The following is a 20,160-nucleotide window of genomic DNA, read 5'->3' as shown; positions in this document are numbered from 1 at the left end:
ACGCCTCCAGCCAGCTGCCATGAGCGCCATGCAATCGTCGGTGTGTTCCGCAATCGGGGGCGCTAAGCGCTTGATTTGAGTAGCTCTGCGCTTTGCTGTTAAATACAGATGTGTCGTTACTGAAAAGCCAACAGGCTGTAGCGCATAGGCTGAGTCGGCGCTCGTGCATCACGCCTCCCTTTTTTCAGAAGCGTACCGGGAGTCGCCAGCTTCTTCTTTTGTTCCATCTTAATGTGAGTCATTGAAATGTTGAAAATAGTCCACTTGCTAACGGGCGCAGCTGCCCTGCTGCTGTCATTCATACCTAGCCTGCGTAGTGAAGCGCTGTCTTCTTACCTGTCCCAACCGGATGCGCTGTATCTTGCCCTCTTCGGCCTGATCAATCTGGTCATTGCACCTGTGATTCCTTACTGGAACAGAGGCCTGCGCCATCAACTGCAAAATCTGGTCAGCGTGCTGCTGGTGCTGGCCGTTGTTCTTCAAATCCTCACGCTGCTCGTTCCGCTCGAAACCATTGCTGGCCAACCTGCCGTACTCGTCAGCCTGCTGGCGATCGTGGTCGCTGTGGCAATCCATTTGGGTGTCAGTTTTTACCGATCTTCACCTTCGGTGATTCCACAGCAACATGAAGCGGGCCAGCGCGATACCGGCACAGTGAAGTGGTTCAATACTTCCAAGGGTTTCGGCTTTATCTCGCGCGACTCGGGTGACGATATCTTCGTGCATTTTCGCGCAATTCGCGGTGAAGGTCATCGCGTGCTGGTCGAGGGTCAGCGTGTCGAGTTTTCCGTAATGAACCGCGACAAGGGCTTGCAGGCTGAAGACGTCATCGCAGCGCTTCCGCGCCGCTAACCGTGAAAAAAACGCGCTCTGAGAGCGCGTTTTTTTGTGCCTTTGCTTTCTTTGTGCCTTTGCTTTCAATAATGCGGCGGCGGCGCGTCCTCTTCGAAAGCCTCGAACTGCCCGCTCATTTCTTCCTGGCGCTTGAGCAAGGCCGCCATCTGCAATTGCATGCGCTCGACGCTTCGTTGCTGGGCGACCAGCACATCGTTGAGCGCCTGGATAGTGTCATCCTGAAATGCCAGGCGACTTTCGAGATCCATCACTCGCTCTTCAAGATTCATGATTGCAGCTCTTCAAAAGACAGATCGTCGGTAAAGGTTGCCTTCACTCGGGTAATAACGTCGCCTGAATGTTCAGCAGAATAAGGCACTGCGGGAAACTTGCCCCAGACCGGAGCAGGCCATGCGACATCATGTTTATGACGGACAATGACATGCATGTGCAACTGACTCACCACGTTCCCCAGCGCCGCGACATTCATCTTATCGGCGACGAAAACCTGCTCAAGCGTACTGGACAGTGCAGTGGTTTCTTTCCACAACTGCAACTGCTCCGTGTCGGACAGCTGGAATATTTCCGTTATGTCCGGCTTGCGCGGTACGAGAATAAACCAAGGGTATTGGGCGTCGTTAGACAATAGCAGTCGACAAAGTGGGAAGTCTCCCACCGGCACGGTGTCTTGCACTAATCGCTGATCCAGAACAAACACGCATCAACTCCTGATCACGGGTTGGGTTTCGATGTTTTCGCGTAATGCTCGAACACCTCAATGCTGAGCAGGATACTAGGGAATAGAAAGTGAATCACCTCGATGCGTCTTATGAGGCCATTCTGCGTAATCGCTGTTGGTTTCGGGACAGCCGTCCCACGGCAACGCCTGCACCAGTAACGTCCGCTTTTCCCGGGGGTGCACACAGTTGAGGCAACCATTGCGAAGACCAGGGTCGGCTGTTGCAGCTCCCACAAAAAATCATGCACCTACTTACTCAAAAAACTTAAGTCGCTGCCATGTCTCGCCCTCCCTATCCATCAGTCACATCAGCCTGACCAACTACGACAGCTGTACCAAATACAGGCGGAAATCGCGGCGTGCGCACCAAAAAGACTCACCTCGGAGGACACACCCTGCATTACCTATCCGTGATTTACCCACATTGCGGGGCTCACAGGTAACGTCAGTGACATTTTTGAGCGTTAAGCTGCTTCTCAATCAAGCAACAATCGACTTCCATAGATGTTTTTTGTCATTAAATTACAAGGAGTTAGCCAGAATTTTGAATGCATTTACACCCCTGACGACATTTTTTTCACACCCTGTGGAGCTTTGAGCACGGTTGTTGCTTTGTCACACACAGGATCGCAGCGCCAGCTTCCAATAGCAGGTATGCAGGCCGGGAAGGCGTCGTACAAGCAAATGGACGTTCGAAAAAACGACGGGAGCCAGGTCACTGCGCACATGAATCCAAAGGAACGGAGGGCCGTGTTGCAGTTGCTTATTTTTAGAGCATGAACAGCTCGGTAGCGACACAGAAGTAACTGTTCTGCGACATGGCCGTAAAGAATTTGAAAGGATAGGTTCGTAACTGTCGTCAACAATGTCAGCGTGATATAAGTTCCGCCGACGCCAAAAAAGAAAGAGCCGACCAGATAAAAAAACAGGTGGACGGCAGTACTCTTCATAAAACCAAAGGAGCAAAGTCACGATGAGAGTGATGAAGTGGAGCGCAATCGCCCTGGCAGTTACTGCGGCCAGTATCCAATTGGCATCGGCTGCGGCATTCGTAAGCGATCAGTCCGAAGCAACTGGTTTTGTTGAAGGTAGCAAGCTTGACGTCAAGGCCCGCAACTACTATTTCAACCGTGATCGCAAGAACGGTGGCGTTGATTCCAAAGACTGGACTCAAGGTTTCTGGGGCAACTACAGTTCCGGTTACACCCAAGGGCTGATCGGCGTAGGTATTGACGCGTTTGGCTATGCGGGATTCAAGCTTGACGGTGAAAACCACTACTCGGGTTCCGGCAACCTGTCGACCGACAGCGATGGCGACAACCACGACAGCTTTGGCAAAGCCGGCGCCGCCGTTAAGTTCCGCATCTCGAAAACCGAGCTGAAAATCGGCGATATGCAGCCACAAGCGCCTGTATTCGCAGTTGGCGGCTCCCGTCTGTTGCCACAGACGGCTACCGGCGTCTCCCTGCAGAGCAGCGAAATAAAAGGTCTGGACGTAGAAGCAGGTCGCTTCACTTCCGGTACAAGCCAAGATGAAACGAATCGCGACGGTAATATCTGGGCTCAATACGCTAACGTATCATCCCGCTCGGCTACCTACGGGGGTGGCAAGTACTCGATAAACGATCAACTGGGTGTAGGCTTTTACTACGCTAAGCTGGAAGACGTGTGGAACCAGTACTATGGCAACGTCAACTACGCGCTGTCCTTGACCGACGATCAGTCTCTTGCGTTCGACGTCAACTACTACAACACCCAAGACACTGGCAGCAAGCGTGCCGGTGAAATCAACAACAATACCTACTCCGTATCCGCCGCCTATTCGTTCCTGGCTGCCCATACCCTGACCCTGGCTTTCCAGAAGGTGAATGGTGATACACCGTTCGACTACATCGGTATTGGCGACAACAACAGCGGTGGCGACTCGATCTTTCTGGCCAACTCCATCCAGTACTCCGACTTCAACGGTCCTGGCGAGAAATCCTGGCAAGCTCGTTATGACCTGAACATGGCGCCCTATGGTGTACCGGGCCTGAGTTTCATGACCCGTTATATCAGCGGTAAAGACATCGACGGCGACAAAATGGCGCTGAACAGTCCATATCGTGCGTACGGCTACGGTGCCGATGGCAGCCACCACGAGACCAACCTTGAAGCCAAATACGTCGTTCAGACCGGTCCAGCAAAAGACCTGGCATTCCGTATTCGTCAAGCGTGGCACCGCGCCAATGCCGATCAGGCTGAAGGCGATATCAACGAGTTCCGTCTGATCGTCGACTACCCGATTTCGGTTCTGTAATCGCGCTGTCTGACACTCGTTAAAGAAAAGCCCGGCCTTGTGCCGGGCTTTTTCATGTCTGCAAGAAGGCCAATCCGACCGCCTCCATAGGCCAGGCGCCCTGTACGCGACCGTAGCACCACCGTACAATGCCAGGTCATTTCCCAGTCACAGCAACCGACAACGGCCGACCATGCGTACCAGTCAATATTTGCTCGCCACACAAAAAGAAACGCCGAACGATGCGGTCGTGATCAGCCATCAGCTGATGCTCCGCGCCGGCATGATCCGCAAGCTGGCTTCTGGTCTTTACACGTGGTTGCCCATGGGCCTGCGTGTTCTGCGCAAGGTCGAAGCCGTGGTCCGCGAAGAAATGGATGCCGCCGGCGCACTGGAAGTATTGATGCCGGGTATCCAGCCAGCTGAACTGTGGCAGGAATCCGGCCGCTGGGAAGAATACGGCCCGGAACTGCTGCGATTGAAAGATCGCCATAATCGTGAATTCTGCGCGGGCCCGACCCATGAGGAAGTGATCACTGATCTGGCTCGCAATGAATTGAGCAGCTATAAACAGCTGCCGATCAACATGTACCAGATCCAGACCAAATTCCGTGACGAAATCCGCCCACGCTTCGGTTTGATGCGTGGTCGCGAATTCATCATGAAGGACGCCTATTCGTTCCATGCGAGTCAGGATTCCCTGCAGGAAACTTACGATCGCATGCATCAGGCCTACTGCAATATTTTCAGACGCCTGGGTCTGAATTTCCGTCCGGTGGTGGCCGATAACGGCTCGATTGGCGGCGCAGGCTCGCATGAATTCCATGTGCTGGCGGAGTCTGGCGAAGACGACATCGTGTTCAGCGATACCTCCGATTACGCCGCCAATATAGAAAAGGCCGAGGCGATCCCTCGCGAGACAGCTCGCGGCGCTGCGACTGAAGAACTGCGACTGGTTGACACACCTGATACGAAAACCATTGCTGCACTGGTTGAGAAATTCGGCCTGTCCATCGAAAAAACCGTGAAGACGCTGGTGGTCCACGCAGCCGAAGAAGGCAAACTGATTGCCCTCATCATCCGGGGCGACCATGAGCTCAACGAGATCAAGGCCTCCAACCACTCGCTGGTTGCCAGCCCTCTGGTCATGGCCAGCGAAGCTGAGTTGCGTGCGGCCATCGGCGCGGGTGCGGGCTCCCTGGGTCCATTGAACTTGCCGCTGCCGTGCATCATCGACCGCTCTGTGGAGCTGATGAACGATTTTGGCATTGGCGCCAACATCGACGACAAGCACTATTTCGGCGTGAACTGGGAACGTGACCTGCCTGTTCCGGAAGTCGCTGATCTGCGTAATGTCGTTGAAGGCGATCCAAGCCCGGACGGCCAAGGCACAGTGATCATCAAGCGCGGCATCGAAGTGGGACATATCTTCCAGCTGGGCACCAAGTACAGCGACGCGATGAAGTGTCAGGTGCTGGGCGAAAACGGCAAGCCGGTCAACTTGAGCATGGGTTGCTACGGCATTGGTGTTTCCCGTGTAGTCGCTGCTGCCATCGAGCAAAACAACGATGACAACGGCATCATCTGGAGCGATGCGCTCGCACCCTTCCAGATTGCTCTGGTACCGCTGCGCTATGAAACCGACGCCGTGCGCGAGGCGACCGACAAGCTCTATGCAGAGTTGACTGCTGCCGGCTTCGAGGTACTGCTGGATGACCGCGACAAGAAAACCAGCCCGGGCATAAAGTTCGCAGACATGGAACTGATCGGTATTCCGCATCGCATTGTCGTCAGCGACCGTGGCTTGGCAGAAGGCAATCTGGAGTACAAGAGCCGTACCGAGTCTGAAGCTCAGGCTCTGCCAGTGGCTGATGTGCTGTCGTTCATCAAGGGCCGGATCAACAACTGAGTCGACGACGCGCCCCAGGCGGGCGCGTCTTTTATCAAGCTGTGTTGTCGTGCCCTCCCCGCACCAAGAGATCCCATGTTCAAGCGAAGTTCCTCAAGCCTCGCGAGCGCCGCGCTGTGCAGCAGTCTGCTCGTCAGCGGTTGCGCCAACCACCTGTCTCAACGCAGCGAACACGAAGAGCGGGTCGATCGCAAACTGCTCGATCACAGCTTTCAAATAGACGTTGGCGAACCCGATACTCTGGAGTTGCCGCAGCGCCGTATCCGCATCCACGAGCTGAAAACCTTCGATATCACCGAGTACGAAGTCACTCGACATTACGACCGCTATACCCCGTACCAACCCTGGCGCGAAATCTACGAAATCCCGCTGGGTGCGGTGGCGATCGTCGCCGGCGTCGGGGCCAATGTAGTGAACGTACTGACATTCGGCAGCCTGCCGGACAGCGTGACCAAGGACTGGCTCAGCTATGGCATTGCGGGCATTAACCCGTTCATGAACGCTCCCTCCCACGGCCGCGCCCAGCAAAACCTGGCAGGCATAGAGGAAATCCAGCGGGATCACCGGGTCGAGCATACGAGCCTGCTGTGGAGCGAAAGCCCGGTCGAAGTCAAATCAGGAAAAAACACCAACGAACTGAACACTGACCGCAATGGCGTACTGCGCCTCAACCTGCTGGACAATCCGTTTGCCGAGCAAGACCTGAGGCACGTTACCCGACTGGAGCTCAAAGTGCAGGACGACCAATCCGACGTGCAGGCCAATGTCAGCCTGCCGCTGAGCAAATCATTACGCGGCAAGCTGATCGAGGCCCACGGCCTGATCTACGACGATCTCGAAGACGACGATGTGAATCAGTGGGTACACCGAGTCAAACGCCTGTCTGAACTCGGACTGGAAGAGGAGGCCAGCGACCTTGAGCAGTCACTGATCGAACTGACCCGTAACGACCCGCAGTTGCAGCACGAGTTTTTGCGCTCGCTGGCCAGAGACGCCGGGCGCCTGGTCGCGGTGCCCGCAGGCAGCGACTAAACAGTCCTTCAGGTAAATAGCTGCAGTTGCTCATGAGCACCGCGCAGATCATGCAAGCGCACACCTATACCCAGCAGTCGCACGGGTTTGCCGCCGCGTGCGAACGCTTGAGCCAGCAATTGTTGGTAACTTTCCAAATCCCTCCCCGCCCCCGCTTGCTCCAGCGTTGTCTGGGTGAAATCGTGAAATTTCACTTTCACGAAAGGCTTGCCTGGACGGTAGAGCGTATCGATTCGGGAGAGCCGCCCGTTAAGGTTTTCCAGTAAATCAGGGAGCTTCTCCAGGCAACTCGGCAAATCAGGCAGATCCGTATCGTAGGTATTTTCCACACTGACGGACTGACGCCGACTGTCGTTCTGCACTACACGCTCATCAATGCCGTGAGCCAGGTTCCACAGTCGCTCACCGAAGGAGCCGAATTCACGCACCAGTGATAACTTGCTCCAGCCCCGCAAGTCAGCGCAGCTGACGATCCCTAAACGGCCCAATTTATCGGCGGTCACCTTACCCACACCGTGCAGCTTGGAAACCGGCAGGTCAGCGACGAAGCCCTCTACCTGATCCGGCGTGATGACAAACAACCCGTTAGGCTTGCGCCAGTCGCTGGCGATCTTGGCGAGAAACTTGTTGGGAGCGACCCCGGCAGAAACGGTGATGTGCAGCTGGTTGGACACGCGCTTGCGGATGTCCTGGGCGATACGCGTGGCGCTGCCTGCAAAATGGCTGCACTCGGAAACGTCCAGGAAAGCCTCATCCAGCGATAAAGGCTCGATCAGATCGGTGTAATCGCGAAAGATCGTGAGGATTTCCTTCGAAGCTTCTTTATAAGCATCCATTCGCGGCTTGACGATGGTCAGGTCCGGACAAAGCGTCAAAGCATGCCGTGACGACATGGCAGAACGCACGCCATACGCCCGCGCTTCATAGTTACACGTGGCAATGACCCCGCGCCGGTCTGCTGACCCACCAACCGCCAACGGCTTGCCCGCCAGCTTGGGATCATCACGCATCTCAATGGCGGCATAAAAACAGTCACAGTCTATATGGATGATTTTGCGCTGCGGCATGACATGCGGTCGTGGGGAACGGTTGTGCAGTATCTCACTCAAGGGCCGATCTGACACCCGCAGTGCAAAACAGTACACTGATTTGACCACGCCCATGGGCTCGAGCCCCGTGCAACAAGGCCTATATGGCCTCATCACCCCTCGCCTTAGCGCTAACCGTTTGAAGAAAAAGCACTTTTTTTCACACTGTGCTTGACACTCCCGCGTTCCTCTGTAGAATGCCGCCACACAGACGCGGGATGGAGCAGTCTGGTAGCTCGTCGGGCTCATAACCCGAAGGTCGTCGGTTCAAATCCGGCTCCCGCAACCAAACATCAAAAAAGCCACTCAACAGAGTGGCTTTTTTGTGCGTGTATGAAAATCGTATCCCCTGAGCCAGGTGAAACATCTTTCATGACTGAAGATGCGACCGCCCTGCGCTTCGTACAGAAAAGCCTTGTACGACTGCAACTTAGGCATGCCGGCGCGACGAAGTCAGTTATTTTGCCAATATTTAGGTTTAAAGGTTGACAGCTTGTCGTTCGGCTGTAGAATGCCGCCACACAGACGCGGGATGGAGCAGTCTGGTAGCTCGTCGGGCTCATAACCCGAAGGTCGTCGGTTCAAATCCGGCTCCCGCAACCAACATCTAAAAAGGCTACTCGAAAGAGTGGCCTTTTTTTTGCTTCGGCAAAACGCGCCGAACAGCGCGGACAATTGCTTGTCCCATCCCGTTGTCGAATCAATTTCTTCACAACCCGTTTGTTACCATATGTTTCTCGACACAACAGATTCCGTGCCCGTTGCCGATAGGTAGGCGAGCAAACAGAATCCGATCATGAAACATGTTCTGCCGTATTCGCCCGTTAGACGTTGAAGCGCTAACATCCTGAATTATTTTTTGCGTAGGGATTGGTAACTTGGCTGTATACCTCCATTCTGTCGCGCACGATCCAAGGAGTGATTAATGCGCGCTAACCCATCCGACACAAACGAAGCAGTTCCGGAAGCTCCTCCGGCGCCCCCTGCCCGACTGCGCGTACGCGATCTAGTGAGCAAATATCGCCAACCGATCGGGCTGGCTGTGACCATCATTCTGTTCGCGCTGGCGTTGATCGCCTGTCGGCACATGCTCACCGAGCTCGACATTTATGCCCTGCAGGATTCCTTGCTGAGTGTGCCTATGCCCTCACTGGCCGGCGCGGTATTGGCGACGGTCATCGGCTTCACCATTTTGCTGGGTTACGAATGGTCCGCCAGCAAATATGCCAACGTCGACCTGCCTCGCAAATCCTTGGTGATGGGCGGTTTTTGCGCGTTCGCCATTGGCAACGCGGTGGGACTGTCGATGCTTTCTGGCGGGTCTGTGCGCTATCGCCTTTATTCACGCTTAGGCATTGGCGCGGGCGAAGTCGCTCATATGACCCTGTTCGCCAGCCTTTCGCTTGGCTGCGCACTTCCTCCCCTGGCCGCGCTTGCGACACTGAGCGACCTGCCGGCGGCATCGCTGGCGCTGCACCTTTCGGTTCCGCTGCTGGCAACGATTGCCATTGCAGTACTGGTGATCAGCATGATTATCGGGTTTGCCGTTTATCGTCGCCGATTACCCGAACAGACTATTGCGCATAACCTGCTGGTTCGTGCCGGTCGCCGCACCCTTCGTTTGCCAGGCTTGCGCCTGACCTTGATACAACTGGTCATCACTGCGCTGGACGTCGCCGCTGCTGCGGCGGTCCTTTACCTGCTACTGCCTTCCGCTCCACCGTTCGGTGCATTTCTGCTGGTGTATCTGTTGGCGCTGGCGGCCGGCGTTCTGAGCCATGTGCCCGGAGGCGTTGGGGTATTCGAAGCCATTCTGCTCACAGCCTTCGCCGACGAACTCGGTGCAGCGCCTCTGGCCGCAGCGCTGCTGCTGTATCGCTTGATTTACGTGGTGCTTCCGTTGTTGATCGCGTGCCTGGTGCTGTTGTTCAGCGAAGCCAAGCGGTTTCTGTTTGCCCGTCAGGCCATGCGTGTTGCCTCCGGCCTTGGCGCACCGATTCTGGCATTACTGGTATTTCTGTCTGGCGTTGTGCTGTTGTTTTCCGGTGCTACACCGGAGATCGACACACGCCTGGAAAGCCTGGGGTTCCTGATCCCTCATCGCCTGATCGATGCGTCACACTTTGGCGCCAGCCTGATCGGCGTGCTCTGCCTGCTGCTTGCCCAAGGCCTGCGTCGACGGCTATCTGCGGCGTGGATGCTGACCACCGTTCTGTTGTTCGTCGGCTCCATCCTCTCGATCCTCAAAGGGTTTGATTGGGCGGAAGCAAGCCTGCTACTCCTGACAGCCTGCTTGTTGGCCATCTTCCGTCGCTCGTTCTACCGTCCGAGCCGCCTGCTGGAACTGCCCTTTTCTCCGCTCTATCTGGTGGCGAGCATTTGCGTGCTAGGGGCTTCGTTCTGGTTATTGCTGTTTGCCTATCAAGACGTGCCGTACAGCCATCAGCTGTGGTGGCAATTCACCCTCGACGCCGATGCTCCGCGCGGCCTGCGCTCGGCTCTGGGCAGCGCGGTGCTACTGGTCATCGTCTCGCTGACCTGGTTGCTGCGCACGGCCCGCCCGCAGATCGACCTGCCCGACGACGCACAACTGGCCAAGGCCGCCGAAATCATCAAAGCCTCCAATCAGCCTGACGGCGGCCTCGTACTGACCGGCGATAAGGCCGTGCTGCTGCACCCGGATGGCAATGCGTTCCTGATGTACGCTCATCGCGGTCGCAGCCTGGTGGCGTTGTACGATCCCATTGGCCCGACCCAACAGCGCGCCGAGCTGATCTGGCAATTCCGCGACCTGTGTGACGTGCACCACGCCCGTCCCGTGTTCTATCAGGTACGCGCCGAAAATCTGCCTTTCTATATGGACATCGGCCTGACTGCCATCAAGCTGGGCGAAGAGGCCCGCGTCGACCTGCATAAATTCGACATCGATGCCAAGGGTAAGGAGATGAAGGACTTGCGCTACACCTGGAACAGGGGTGGTCGCGACGGTCTTTCGCTGGAAATCTACGAAGTCGGTCAAGCGCCGATGGATGAACTGAAGGTGATTTCCGACGCTTGGCTGACCGGTAAGAACGTGCGCGAAAAAGGCTTCTCACTGGGTCGTTTCAGCCTGGATTACCTTAAGCATTTCCGTATTGCCATCATCCATTTCGAAGGCAAACCGGTTGCTTTCGCTAACCTGCTGGAAACCTCACGCACCGACCTGGCGAGTCTGGACCTGATGCGCTCGCATCCGGAGGCGCCCAAGCTAACCATGGAGTTCATGATGGTTGGTCTGATCCTGCATTACAAAAAGGAAGGTTACGCGCGCTTCAGCCTGGGCATGGTGCCGTTGTCAGGCCTGCAGCCGAGACGTGGCGCACCCTTGACCCAGCGCCTGGGTTCAATGGTCTTCAGTCGCGGCGAGCAGCTCTACAACTTTCAGGGCTTGCGTCGATTCAAAGACAAATTCCAGCCTGACTGGGAACCTCGTTATATGGCCGTGCCCGCAGGACTTGATCCTCTGGTGGCACTGGCAGATACCGCCGCCCTCATCGCGGGCGGCCTGACTGGATTGGTGAAACGCTGATGATTCAACGCTACTGGCGCTTTTTGCTTGCAGCCCTGGTAATTCTGGTGGTGGCATTGGGTTTCTGGCTGTGGAACCGCCCCGCCGCGCAACCGACTCTGGAACACATGACACTGGAGAATGGCTCGGCACTGATTCGCGCCACTCCGTCGACCAAGGTCAAGACTCGAGTCGCTCTGGCCGTAACCAGCGATGACGCGATGACCGAGAAGCAGGTCCTGGCCCTGAGCTACGATGCATCGGCTCAGGTGATTCAGGTAATCCTGCCAAAAGACGACTGCCAATTGCAGGACAAAAGCTTCAACGCCGCGCTGCAAAAGCTCGATGGTGCCCCGGACGTGGTCGCGGGCATAAGCGCGGGCGGCTCTGTAGCGTGGGACTGGCTCGCGGGTCAGAACAACGACCAGGCTCGGGCCATTTCCGTGAATTTCGTTCTCAAGCAGCCGGACTGCAAAACACCGGCGCCAAAAGCTGCGGCCCATGGCAAATGGACCGTGGCCTGGAACGATGGCCCGGACGATGAGACTGCAGTGTTCGTGCGGGACACGCCCAACGCCGAAACCAGCATCAGCGACTACGACATCAAATACCCCCAGATTCTGAACACCGAAGTCCGTCATCTGCTGATTGCCGACGACGCCAATGGCGGGCTGAACATCCCTGTGGTGGAAGTGCCTTCCAGCCAGCCATCGGACACCGTCACGCTATTCCTCTCCGGCGACGGCGGCTGGCGCGACCTGGACAAGGACGTGGCAGGTGACATGGCGAAGTCGGGGGGCTACCCGGTCGTTGGCATCGACACCCTGCGTTACTACTGGGAACACAAATCACCGGAACAGACCGCAACCGACCTGAGCGAACTGATGGCGCACTATCGGCAGAAATGGGGTGCCAAGCACTTTGTCCTCGCCGGCTATTCCTTCGGCGCCGACGTATTGCCTGCCATTTACAACCGACTGCCGGAAGAAGACAAAGCCCGCGTCGACGGCATCATCCTGCTGGCCTTCGCACGCAGCGGCAGCTTCGAGATCGCAGTTGAAGGTTGGCTCGGCGCATCCGGCAAAGAAGCCGCTACCGGGCCGGAAATGGCCAAGCTGCCGGGTGACAAGGTGTTCTGCGTCTATGGCGTAGAGGAGAAGGATGAAAGCGGTTGTACCGAAGCAACTGCCCCCGGCCAGAAGCAAGAGCTACCGGGCGGGCACCACTTCGACGAGGACTACCCCGCCCTGGCCAAGCGGTTGATTGCCGTCATCGACAAGTGGAAAGGCAAGGAAGCGCCGGAATCGGCAAGCGCTGACTGACCTCACCATAAAAAATCCCCGCACTCTCACGACCGCGGGGATTTTTTATGTCTGGAGCCGTGGGCTTTCAAACTCCAGCGCGGCCTGTGCGCTTACATCTCCACCTGAGTGCCCAACTCGATCACCCGGTTGAACGGCAGCTTGAAGAATCGCAGGTTGCCGTTGGCGTTCTTCAACATGAAGGCGAACAGATTTTCACGCCAACGGGCCATCCCGACCAACTTGGACGACACCACGGTCTCGCGGCTCAGGAAGTACGTAGTGCGCATCGGGCTGAAGTCCAGCTCGGCCAGGTGACACAGCTTCAGTGCCGCTGGCACGTCCGGTTCGTCGATGAAGCCGAAGTGCAGGATCACCCTGAAAAATCCTTCGCCATAAGCTTCGACTTCGAAGCGCTGCGCCGCAGGAACGCGTGGGGTGTCCTCATAGACCACCGTCAGCAAAACGACCTGCTCATGCAGCACCTGGTTGTGCAGCAGGTTGTGCAACAGTGCATGAGGCACGGCATCAGGGCGGGCAGTGAGGAACACCGCAGTGCCCTGTACGCGATGGGGTGGCTGCACGCGGATGCTGCTGATGAAAATCGGCAGCGGCAGGCCACCCTCGTTAATACGATCCACCAGCAATTGCTTGCCACGCTTCCAGGTGGTCATCAGGATGAACAGGACGATCCCGGCCAGGAAAGGGAACGCCCCACCTTGTACGACCTTAGGCACGTTAGCGGCGAAGAACATGCCATCGACGAACAGGCAGCCCACCAGGATCGGCACTGCCAGCAACGGTGGCCATTTCCACGCCAGCAGCATGACCGACGCTACAAGGATGGTGGTACACAGCATCGTACCTGTCACGGCCACACCATAAGCCGAAGCCAGGGCACCGGACGACTCGAAACCCAGCACAAGCAGGATCACGCCGACCATCAACGCCCAGTTCACCGCACCGATATAAATCTGGCCCTGAGCATTACTGGAGGTGTGCTGAATGTGCATGCGCGGGATGTAACCAAGCTGAATCGCCTGCAATGTCATGGAGAACGCGCCGGAAATCACCGCCTGAGACGCAATAATGGTCGCCAGCGTAGAGAGGCCGATCAGCGGCAGGAGCGCCCAGCCTGGCGCCAACAGGTAGAACGGGTTGCGCACGGCCTCGGGATTCTCGATCACCACCGCGCCCTGCCCGAAATAGTTGAGCACCAAAGCAGGCAGCACCAGCGCAAACCAGGCCCGGGAAATCGGCTTGCGTCCGAAATGCCCCATATCCGCGTACAAGGCCTCGGCACCTGTCAGTGCAAGCACCACCGCACCCAGTACAGCGACGCCAATCCCCGGGTGATCGATGAAGAAGCGAAGCGCCCAGACCGGATTGATTGCGTGCAGCACTTCAGGTTGCTGAACGATCCCGTGGATGCCGAGTACGCCAAGGGTCACGAACCACAGCACCATGATCGGGCCGAACATCACGCCGATCCGGGCGGTCCCGTGGCGCTGGATCAAAAACAGACCCACCAGCACGATCAAGGCAATCGGCACCACCCAGTGGTCCAGGCCATCGAACGCCAGCTCCATGCCCTCGACCGCTGACAGCACGGAGATGGCCGGGGTGATCATGCTGTCGCCATAGAACAGCGCAGCACCGAACAGGCCGAAGACGATCATGGTCGCTTGCAGCTTCGGGTATTTCGAGGAGGCACGACGGGCCAGCGCCGTAAGGGCCATGATGCCGCCCTCACCGTCGTTATCGGCGCGCAGCACCAGCGCCATGTACTTGAACGAAACGACCCAGATCAGCGCCCAGAAAATCAGTGACAGAATTCCCAGCACCGAATCGTGCCCCGCCTGCACACCGTACCCGCCAGCGAACACTTCCTTGATCGTGTACAGCGGACTCGTACCGATGTCGCCATACGCCACCCCTACCGCTCCCACTAGCAGACTCAGTGGCTTGACCGAGGTATTTCCGGCCTCTGCCTGACTACTTGCGTGACCCATTTACCACTCCTGAACCATGACTCGAGCACCGCGACTGGCTGCTGCCGGATGGACCCGCAGCATACCGGTGAATTCCGATGCACCCGGCCGACAAGGGCCACCGGGTTCAACGCCGCGAAGCATAGCGCAGCACTCGTCGTAATTCTCGGTATAACGCTGGTCAATCGCTGCTCTCATCGCTAGAATTGCGCACTTTTTGATCAGAGGCGCACCAAGCGCCCAGTCAGTGCCGGGCCAACTGCCCAGGCATACCCACGCCGAGGTTAGTCAATGTCCACCGTCACCACGCCTGCCGCCCCCAAGGTCGGGTTCGTTTCTCTGGGTTGCCCGAAGGCGCTCGTCGATTCGGAGCGCATCCTCACTCAGTTGCGCATGGAAGGCTATCAGGTCGTGCCGACTTACGAGGACGCCGACGTGGTGGTGGTCAATACCTGCGGTTTCATCGACAGCGCCAAGGCCGAGTCCCTGGACACCATCGGTGAAGCCATCGCCGAAAACGGCAAGGTCATCGTGACCGGCTGCATGGGCGTGGACGAGAGCGTTATCCGCAGCGTTCACCCCAGTGTGCTGGCCGTCACCGGCCCGCACCAATACGAACAAGTGATCAACGCCGTGCACGATGCCGCACCGCCGAAGCTCGATCACAACCCGCTGATCGATCTGGTGCCGCCACAAGGAATCAAGCTGACGCCGCGTCATTACGCCTACCTGAAGATTTCCGAAGGCTGCAACCACAGCTGCAGTTTCTGCATCATTCCGTCGATGCGCGGCAAACTGGTCAGCCGTCCGGTGGGCGATGTGCTGGACGAAGCCCAGCGCCTGGCCAAGGCCGGCGTCAAAGAGCTGCTGGTGATCTCCCAGGACACCAGCGCCTACGGCGTAGATGTCAAGTACCGCACCGGCTTCTGGAACGGCCAGCCGGTCAAGACCCGCATGACCGAGCTCTGCCAGGCCCTGAGTTCGCTGGGTATCTGGGTTCGCCTGCATTACGTCTATCCGTATCCGCATGTCGACGAGATCATCCCGTTGATGGCTGAAGGCAAGATCCTTCCGTACCTGGACATTCCATTCCAGCACGCCAGCCCGAAAATCCTCAAGCTGATGAAGCGCCCGGCCTTCGAAGACAAGACGCTGGCGCGCATCAAGAAGTGGCGCGAGCAGTGTCCGGATCTGATTATCCGTTCGACCTTCATCGTCGGCTTCCCGGGCGAAACCGAAGAGGACTTCCAGTACTTGCTGGACTGGCTGACTGAAGCACAGCTGGATCGCGTGGGTTGCTTCCAGTACTCGCCGGTCGAGGGCGCGCCTGCCAACCTTCTGGACGCTGCAATGGTGCCGGAAGACATCAAGCAGGAACGCTGGGACCGCTTCATGGCGCACCAACAGGCCATCAGTGCTGCACGCCTGCAAATGAAGATCGGCAAAGAAATCGAAGTGCTGATCGACGAAGTCGACGAGCAGGGTTTTGTGGGCCGTTCATTCTTCGATGCGCCGGAAATCGACGGCAACGTATTCGTGGAAAGCGATCTGGACCTCAAGCCGGGCGACAAGATCATGTGCCGCGTGGTCGATGCCGATGAATACGACCTGTGGGCCGAGACGATCTAAAAGCGTGCTGACGAACTGATTCGTCACTTGCTGAGATCCACCTGACCCCGTCCAGTAACCGGCGGGGTTTGTTTTTTCTGGCTATCGTCTCCACATAAGGAAAAACGACAAGACAGGAGATGAGGCAACATGACCCAGCACCCGGTCATTTACCTGCCCAAAAAGCACGACTACGCTGAACTGACCCGTGTATGGGAAGCATCCGTTCGCGCGACGCATGATTTTCTGCCGGAGAACTACATCACGCTGCTCAGGAATCTGCTGGAGACCCAGTACCTGGACGCCGTAAACCTGTTCTGCACGCGCGATTCGCAACTGCACATCACCGGATTCGGGGGCACGACGCCTGGCAAACTCGAAATGCTGTTCATCGCGCCGCAATACCGGGGCATGGGACTGGGAAAAAAGCTGCTGGACTATTCCATCGAACACTTTCAGGTAACCGAACTGGACGTGAACGAACAGAATCCGCAGGCCTTGGGATTTTATGAAAAGCAGGGATTCGAGGTGACCGGCCGCTCCAAAGTCGATGGTTTGGGCAGGCCGTATCCGATGTTGCGGATGCGATTAAAAGCCATTCGATAGGCACATCGCCAATTCTGCTCGCAGGTTATCCTTGCTATGGTCGTTCACGGCTGAAAGCTATTGCCGCAAACTTTCCAACAACACCCGGTTGAACTGCTGCGGGTCCTGGATTTGCGGCGCATGCCCCAGCCCGGCGAATTCTATAAGCGTTGCCTGCGCGATACGCTTGGCAACCGCCTTGCCCAGTTCAGGGTAGTTGCCCAGCGTCTTGCGCAGCTCCTGGGGCGCAGCATCCTTGGCAATCGCTGTGTTGTCTTTCTGCCCGATGAACAGCACCGTCGGCATCTTCAACTTTTCGAAGTCATAGAACACCGGTTGGTTGAAAATCATCCCGTACGTCCGCGCCGACGCCCGAGCAACCTCCTCCTTGCCCTTGCCGTTGAACATTCCGGCCTGCATGTCGACCCAGCGATCGAATTCAGGTCGCCATTGGCCAGCGTAATAAGTGGACTGCTGATACTTGCGAATGCTCTCGGCATTGGTCTTCAGTTCCCGTGCGTACCAGTCATCGAAACTGCGATCCGGCACGCCCTTGGCCTTCCAGTCTTCAAGACCGATCGGGTTGACCAGCAGCAACTGCTCTACCTGATCCGGATACATCAGCGCGAAACGGGTCGCCAGCATACCGCCCATGGAGTGGCCGACCACAGTCACATGATCGATCCCCAGACGGGTCAACAGCGCTTTGGTGTTCTTGGCCAGCTGTTCGAAAGAATACGTATAATCCGCCGGTTTGCTGGAGCGGCAAAACCCGATCTGGTCTGGCGCGACCACCCGATAACCTGCCGCCGTGAGCGCACGGATGCTGCCTTCCCAAGTCGCGCCGCAGAAGTTCTTGCCATGCAGCATCAATACGCTTCGGCCATTAGACGTGCCGGTCGGCTTGATATCCATGTAACCCATTTGCACCTGGGCACCTTGGGACTCAAAATCGAAGTTCTGCGCCGGGAAGGGGTATTGAAAACCTTCCAGCTGCGGGCCATAGGACGGCGCCTGTGCTGCCATCAGCGGCAGGCTGACGCTCATCAGCAATGCAGATAGCCATTTGTTCACGGAAAAACTCCAGACAGAGTGGGAATCAAGAGCAGACCAGCGTCGCGCTCGAAAAAATCCCGCAAGTGAACGCTGATTCAAGAAGCATTTTCAATGTTGCCGCGATTAACGGTGTCCGCATAGGTACAATGGGCGCCTTTCCCTTCTGTTACGGCTTTTCTCATGACTGACCCCATTCGCCTCTCCAAACGCCTTATCGAGCTGGTCGGCTGCTCCCGTCGCGAAGCCGAGCTGTTCATCGAAGGCGGCTGGGTTACGGTGGACGGCGTTGTCGTCGACGAACCGCAGTCCAAGGTCGAGAACCAGACCGTCGTGCTTAACCCCGAGGCCAAGGCCGACACCCCGGAAGCCGTGACCATCCTGTTCAACGCGGCCGCTGGCATGAACCCGGAGCAGGCCTTGCCATTGATTACACCGGGCACGCTATCGCCCGAACACAGCATCGGTAAACGCCCACTCAAGGGCCATTTCCTGCGTTTGGAAGCGATCTCGACCCTGCAGACCAACGCCAGCGGCCTGATGGTGTTCAGCCAGGACTGGAAGATTTTGCGCAAGCTCACCGATGACCGCAGCAAGATCGAGCAGGAATACGTGGTGGAAATCAACGGCGAAATGGTTGCCCACGGCCTCAACCGTCTAAACCACGGCCTGATGTACAAGGGCAAAGAGCTGCCGAAGGTCAAAGCCAGCTGGCAGAACGAAAACCGCCTGCGTTTCGCCATGAAGAATCCGCAACCCGGTGTAATCGCGCTGATGTGCGAGGCCGTAGGGCTAAAGGTCGTGTCCGTGCGGCGCATCCGCATCGGCGGCGTCTCCATTGGCAAAGTACCGGAAGGCCACTGGCGCTACATGACCGACAAAGAAAAGTTCTGAACCTTTTTTTCAGCGCCGCCCTCCCCCTGCGTGCGCTTACACCCGATTGATCAGGAAACACGCATCATGATGAACAATGACGTACTGCGTAGCATCCGCTACATGCTCGATATCAGCGACACCAAGGTGGTGGACATTATCAAGCTGGGTGGCATCGACGTCACCAAAGCTCAGGTAATGGCTTTTATGAAGAAGGACGAGGAAGAAGGCTTCGAGCCCTGCAGCGACGAGGTTATGGCGCACTTCCTTGACGGCCTGGTGTTCTTCAAGCGCGGCAAGGACGAGAGCCGCCCGCCCCTGCCGATCGAAATGCCCATAACCAACAACATCGTATTGAAGAAATTGCGCGTAGCGTTCGAGCTCAAGGAGGAGGATATGCACGCGATCCTCAAGGCCGCAGAGTTTCCGGTGTCCAAGCCGGAGCTGAGCGCCCTGTTCCGTAAGGCCGGCCACAACAACTATCGTTTGTGTGGTGATCAACTGCTGCGAAACTTCCTGCGCGGCCTGACCCTGCGCGTTCGCGGTTGAGCATTAGCCCCCTGTGCTAAACCTGCCTCGATGAAGCAAAGCTACGGCGTTTCGCCCATTGGCTTCGTACGCTCCTGTTTCAAGGAGAAGTTCGCCATTCCGCGCCAGCCACAGCTGGCCCCTGCCGCACGGGGCGTCATGGAGCTGGTGCCGCCGTTCGATCAGGGCGGCGCGGTTCAGGGCCTGGAACAGGTCAGTCACGTCTGGCTGCTGTTCCTGTTTCACGAAGCACTGGAAGAAAAGCCGCGCCTCAAAGTGCGGCCGCCGCGCTTGGGCGGCAATCAGACCATGGGCGTGTTCGCGACCCGTGCCACACACCGTCCGAACGGTATCGGTCAGTCAGTGGTCAAGTTGGAGAGGGTCGAGCCCGGTCGTCTGTGGCTGTCGGGAATCGACCTGCTGGATGGCACCCCGGTTCTGGACATCAAACCGTACGTGCCCTACGCCGACATCGTCGTCGAGGCCAGCAACGACATGGCGGCAGCAGCGCCAGAACTGATCCCCGTTTACTGGGATGAAAGCGCCCTGTTACAGGCCCGCCAACATGCCCTGCGCCTGAGCGAGCCACTGGTGGAGTTGATCGAGCAGTGCCTGACTCAGGATCCGCGGCCGGCTTATCAAGTGCCTGCGCCTGAGCGTCGCTACGGCGCGCAGTTCTGGGATCTGGATGTGCGTTGGCATTATCCCCAAACGGGGCAGATACGCGTGCTGGAAGTCGTGCCTGCTGCCGTCTGAATCATGCCCACAAAAAAACCGCCTGGTCCGTGACCTCC

16 protein-coding genes, 2 tRNA genes and 1 pseudogene are annotated in these 20,160 nt (G+C 57.3%); 14 read left to right on the top strand and 5 right to left on the bottom strand.

Annotated elements, in window-relative coordinates:
* Positions 1-246: 246 nt before the first annotated feature.
* Together EC915_RS25475 and EC915_RS24995 are read left to right on the top strand one after the other, a co-directional pair.
* Positions 247-522 (top strand): annotated as a pseudogene (locus EC915_RS25475) (cold shock domain-containing protein membrane protein); the annotation flags it as partial.
* Between the two features lie 90 nt (positions 523-612).
* Positions 613-852, top strand: coding sequence for a cold-shock protein (locus EC915_RS24995; RefSeq protein WP_177413394.1), 240 nt, complete (start codon positions 613-615; stop codon positions 850-852).
* A gap of 65 nt (positions 853-917) precedes the next feature.
* On the opposite strand, the gene EC915_RS17535 is transcribed toward EC915_RS24995, so the two are convergent.
* A complete protein-coding gene (locus EC915_RS17535; RefSeq protein WP_133751788.1) occupies positions 918-1,124 on the bottom strand; it encodes a SlyX family protein in 207 nt (68 codons plus the stop codon).
* Positions 1,121-1,552 carry an HIT domain-containing protein gene (locus tag EC915_RS17530; RefSeq protein ID WP_133751787.1) on the bottom strand — a complete coding sequence of 144 codons (432 nt, stop codon included), beginning with the start codon at positions 1,550-1,552 and terminating at the stop codon, positions 1,121-1,123. The genes EC915_RS17535 and EC915_RS17530 overlap by 4 nt, the downstream gene beginning before the upstream one ends.
* A 994-nt stretch (positions 1,553-2,546) precedes the next feature.
* Between EC915_RS17530 and EC915_RS17525 the strand changes: the two genes are divergently transcribed.
* The 3 genes from EC915_RS17525 to EC915_RS17515 all read left to right on the top strand — a co-directional run bounded on the left by EC915_RS17525 (position 2,547) and on the right by EC915_RS17515 (position 6,792).
* Positions 2,547-3,872 carry an OprD family porin gene (locus EC915_RS17525; RefSeq protein ID WP_133751786.1) on the top strand — a complete coding sequence of 442 codons (1,326 nt, stop codon included), beginning with the start codon at positions 2,547-2,549 and terminating at the stop codon, positions 3,870-3,872.
* A 172-nt stretch (positions 3,873-4,044) separates the two neighbouring features.
* Positions 4,045-5,760 (top strand): proline--tRNA ligase, encoded by a 1,716-nt coding sequence (locus tag EC915_RS17520; RefSeq protein ID WP_133751785.1) that lies wholly within the window; start codon positions 4,045-4,047, stop codon positions 5,758-5,760.
* A 75-nt stretch (positions 5,761-5,835) separates the two neighbouring features.
* Positions 5,836-6,792 carry a hypothetical protein gene (locus tag EC915_RS17515; RefSeq protein WP_133751784.1) on the top strand — a complete coding sequence of 319 codons (957 nt, stop codon included), beginning with the start codon at positions 5,836-5,838 and terminating at the stop codon, positions 6,790-6,792.
* Positions 6,793-6,800: 8 nt separating this feature from the next.
* On the opposite strand, the gene dinB is transcribed toward EC915_RS17515, so the two are convergent.
* A complete protein-coding gene (gene dinB / locus EC915_RS17510; protein WP_133751783.1) occupies positions 6,801-7,859 on the bottom strand; it encodes a DNA polymerase IV in 1,059 nt (352 codons plus the stop codon).
* Positions 7,860-8,092: 233 nt separating this feature from the next.
* Here dinB and EC915_RS17505 point away from each other — a divergent pair.
* The 4 genes from EC915_RS17505 to EC915_RS17490 all read left to right on the top strand — a co-directional run bounded on the left by EC915_RS17505 (position 8,093) and on the right by EC915_RS17490 (position 12,749).
* A tRNA-Met gene (locus EC915_RS17505) sits at positions 8,093-8,169 on the top strand.
* Positions 8,170-8,406: 237 nt separating this feature from the next.
* Positions 8,407-8,483: transfer RNA gene (locus EC915_RS17500), tRNA-Met, on the top strand.
* 322 nt (positions 8,484-8,805) lie between these two features.
* Positions 8,806-11,448: a bifunctional lysylphosphatidylglycerol flippase/synthetase MprF gene (gene mprF / locus EC915_RS17495; RefSeq protein ID WP_133751782.1), complete on the top strand. Its 2,643-nt coding sequence runs from the start codon at positions 8,806-8,808 to the stop codon at positions 11,446-11,448.
* Positions 11,448-12,749 (top strand): virulence factor family protein, encoded by a 1,302-nt coding sequence (locus EC915_RS17490; protein WP_133751781.1) that lies wholly within the window; start codon positions 11,448-11,450, stop codon positions 12,747-12,749. The genes mprF and EC915_RS17490 overlap by 1 nt, the downstream gene beginning before the upstream one ends.
* Before the next feature lie 92 nt (positions 12,750-12,841).
* Here EC915_RS17490 and EC915_RS17485 read toward each other — a convergent pair whose 3' ends face one another.
* A complete protein-coding gene (locus EC915_RS17485; RefSeq protein ID WP_133751780.1) occupies positions 12,842-14,740 on the bottom strand; it encodes a potassium transporter Kup in 1,899 nt (632 codons plus the stop codon).
* A 270-nt stretch (positions 14,741-15,010) separates the two neighbouring features.
* Here EC915_RS17485 and rimO point away from each other — a divergent pair, with 270 nt between their 5' ends.
* Both rimO and EC915_RS17475 read left to right on the top strand, forming a co-directional pair.
* Positions 15,011-16,348, top strand: a complete 1,338-nt coding sequence (gene rimO, locus EC915_RS17480) for a 30S ribosomal protein S12 methylthiotransferase RimO (protein ID WP_133751779.1) — start codon at positions 15,011-15,013, stop codon at positions 16,346-16,348.
* Between the two features lie 129 nt (positions 16,349-16,477).
* The gene (locus EC915_RS17475; RefSeq protein WP_133751778.1) at positions 16,478-16,933 is read left to right on the top strand and encodes a GNAT family N-acetyltransferase; all 456 of its coding nucleotides are present in this window, start codon (positions 16,478-16,480) and stop codon (positions 16,931-16,933) included.
* A 57-nt stretch (positions 16,934-16,990) separates the two neighbouring features.
* On the opposite strand, the gene EC915_RS17470 is transcribed toward EC915_RS17475, so the two are convergent.
* Entirely contained in the window at positions 16,991-17,959 is a 969-nt protein-coding gene (locus EC915_RS17470; protein ID WP_133751864.1) for an alpha/beta fold hydrolase, read from the bottom strand.
* Between the two features lie 189 nt (positions 17,960-18,148).
* Between EC915_RS17470 and EC915_RS17465 the strand changes: the two genes are divergently transcribed.
* The 3 genes from EC915_RS17465 (at position 18,149) to tsaA (ending at position 20,122) form a co-directional block, all read left to right on the top strand.
* Entirely contained in the window at positions 18,149-18,859 is a 711-nt protein-coding gene (locus EC915_RS17465) for an rRNA pseudouridine synthase (protein ID WP_133751777.1), read from the top strand.
* A gap of 66 nt (positions 18,860-18,925) precedes the next feature.
* On the top strand, positions 18,926-19,387 hold the full coding sequence (locus tag EC915_RS17460; RefSeq protein WP_133751776.1) for a DUF1456 family protein: 462 nt from the start codon (positions 18,926-18,928) through the stop codon (positions 19,385-19,387).
* Between the two features lie 30 nt (positions 19,388-19,417).
* Positions 19,418-20,122, top strand: a complete 705-nt coding sequence (gene tsaA, locus EC915_RS17455) for a tRNA (N6-threonylcarbamoyladenosine(37)-N6)-methyltransferase TrmO (RefSeq protein WP_133751775.1) — start codon at positions 19,418-19,420, stop codon at positions 20,120-20,122.
* Positions 20,123-20,160 lie beyond the last annotated feature (38 nt).

The organism is Pseudomonas sp. LP_7_YM (genome assembly GCF_004364435.1).
In the GTDB taxonomy this organism is placed as follows: Bacteria; Pseudomonadota; Gammaproteobacteria; order Pseudomonadales; family Pseudomonadaceae; genus Aquipseudomonas.
This window is presented reverse-complemented; position numbering and strand designations above follow the sequence as displayed.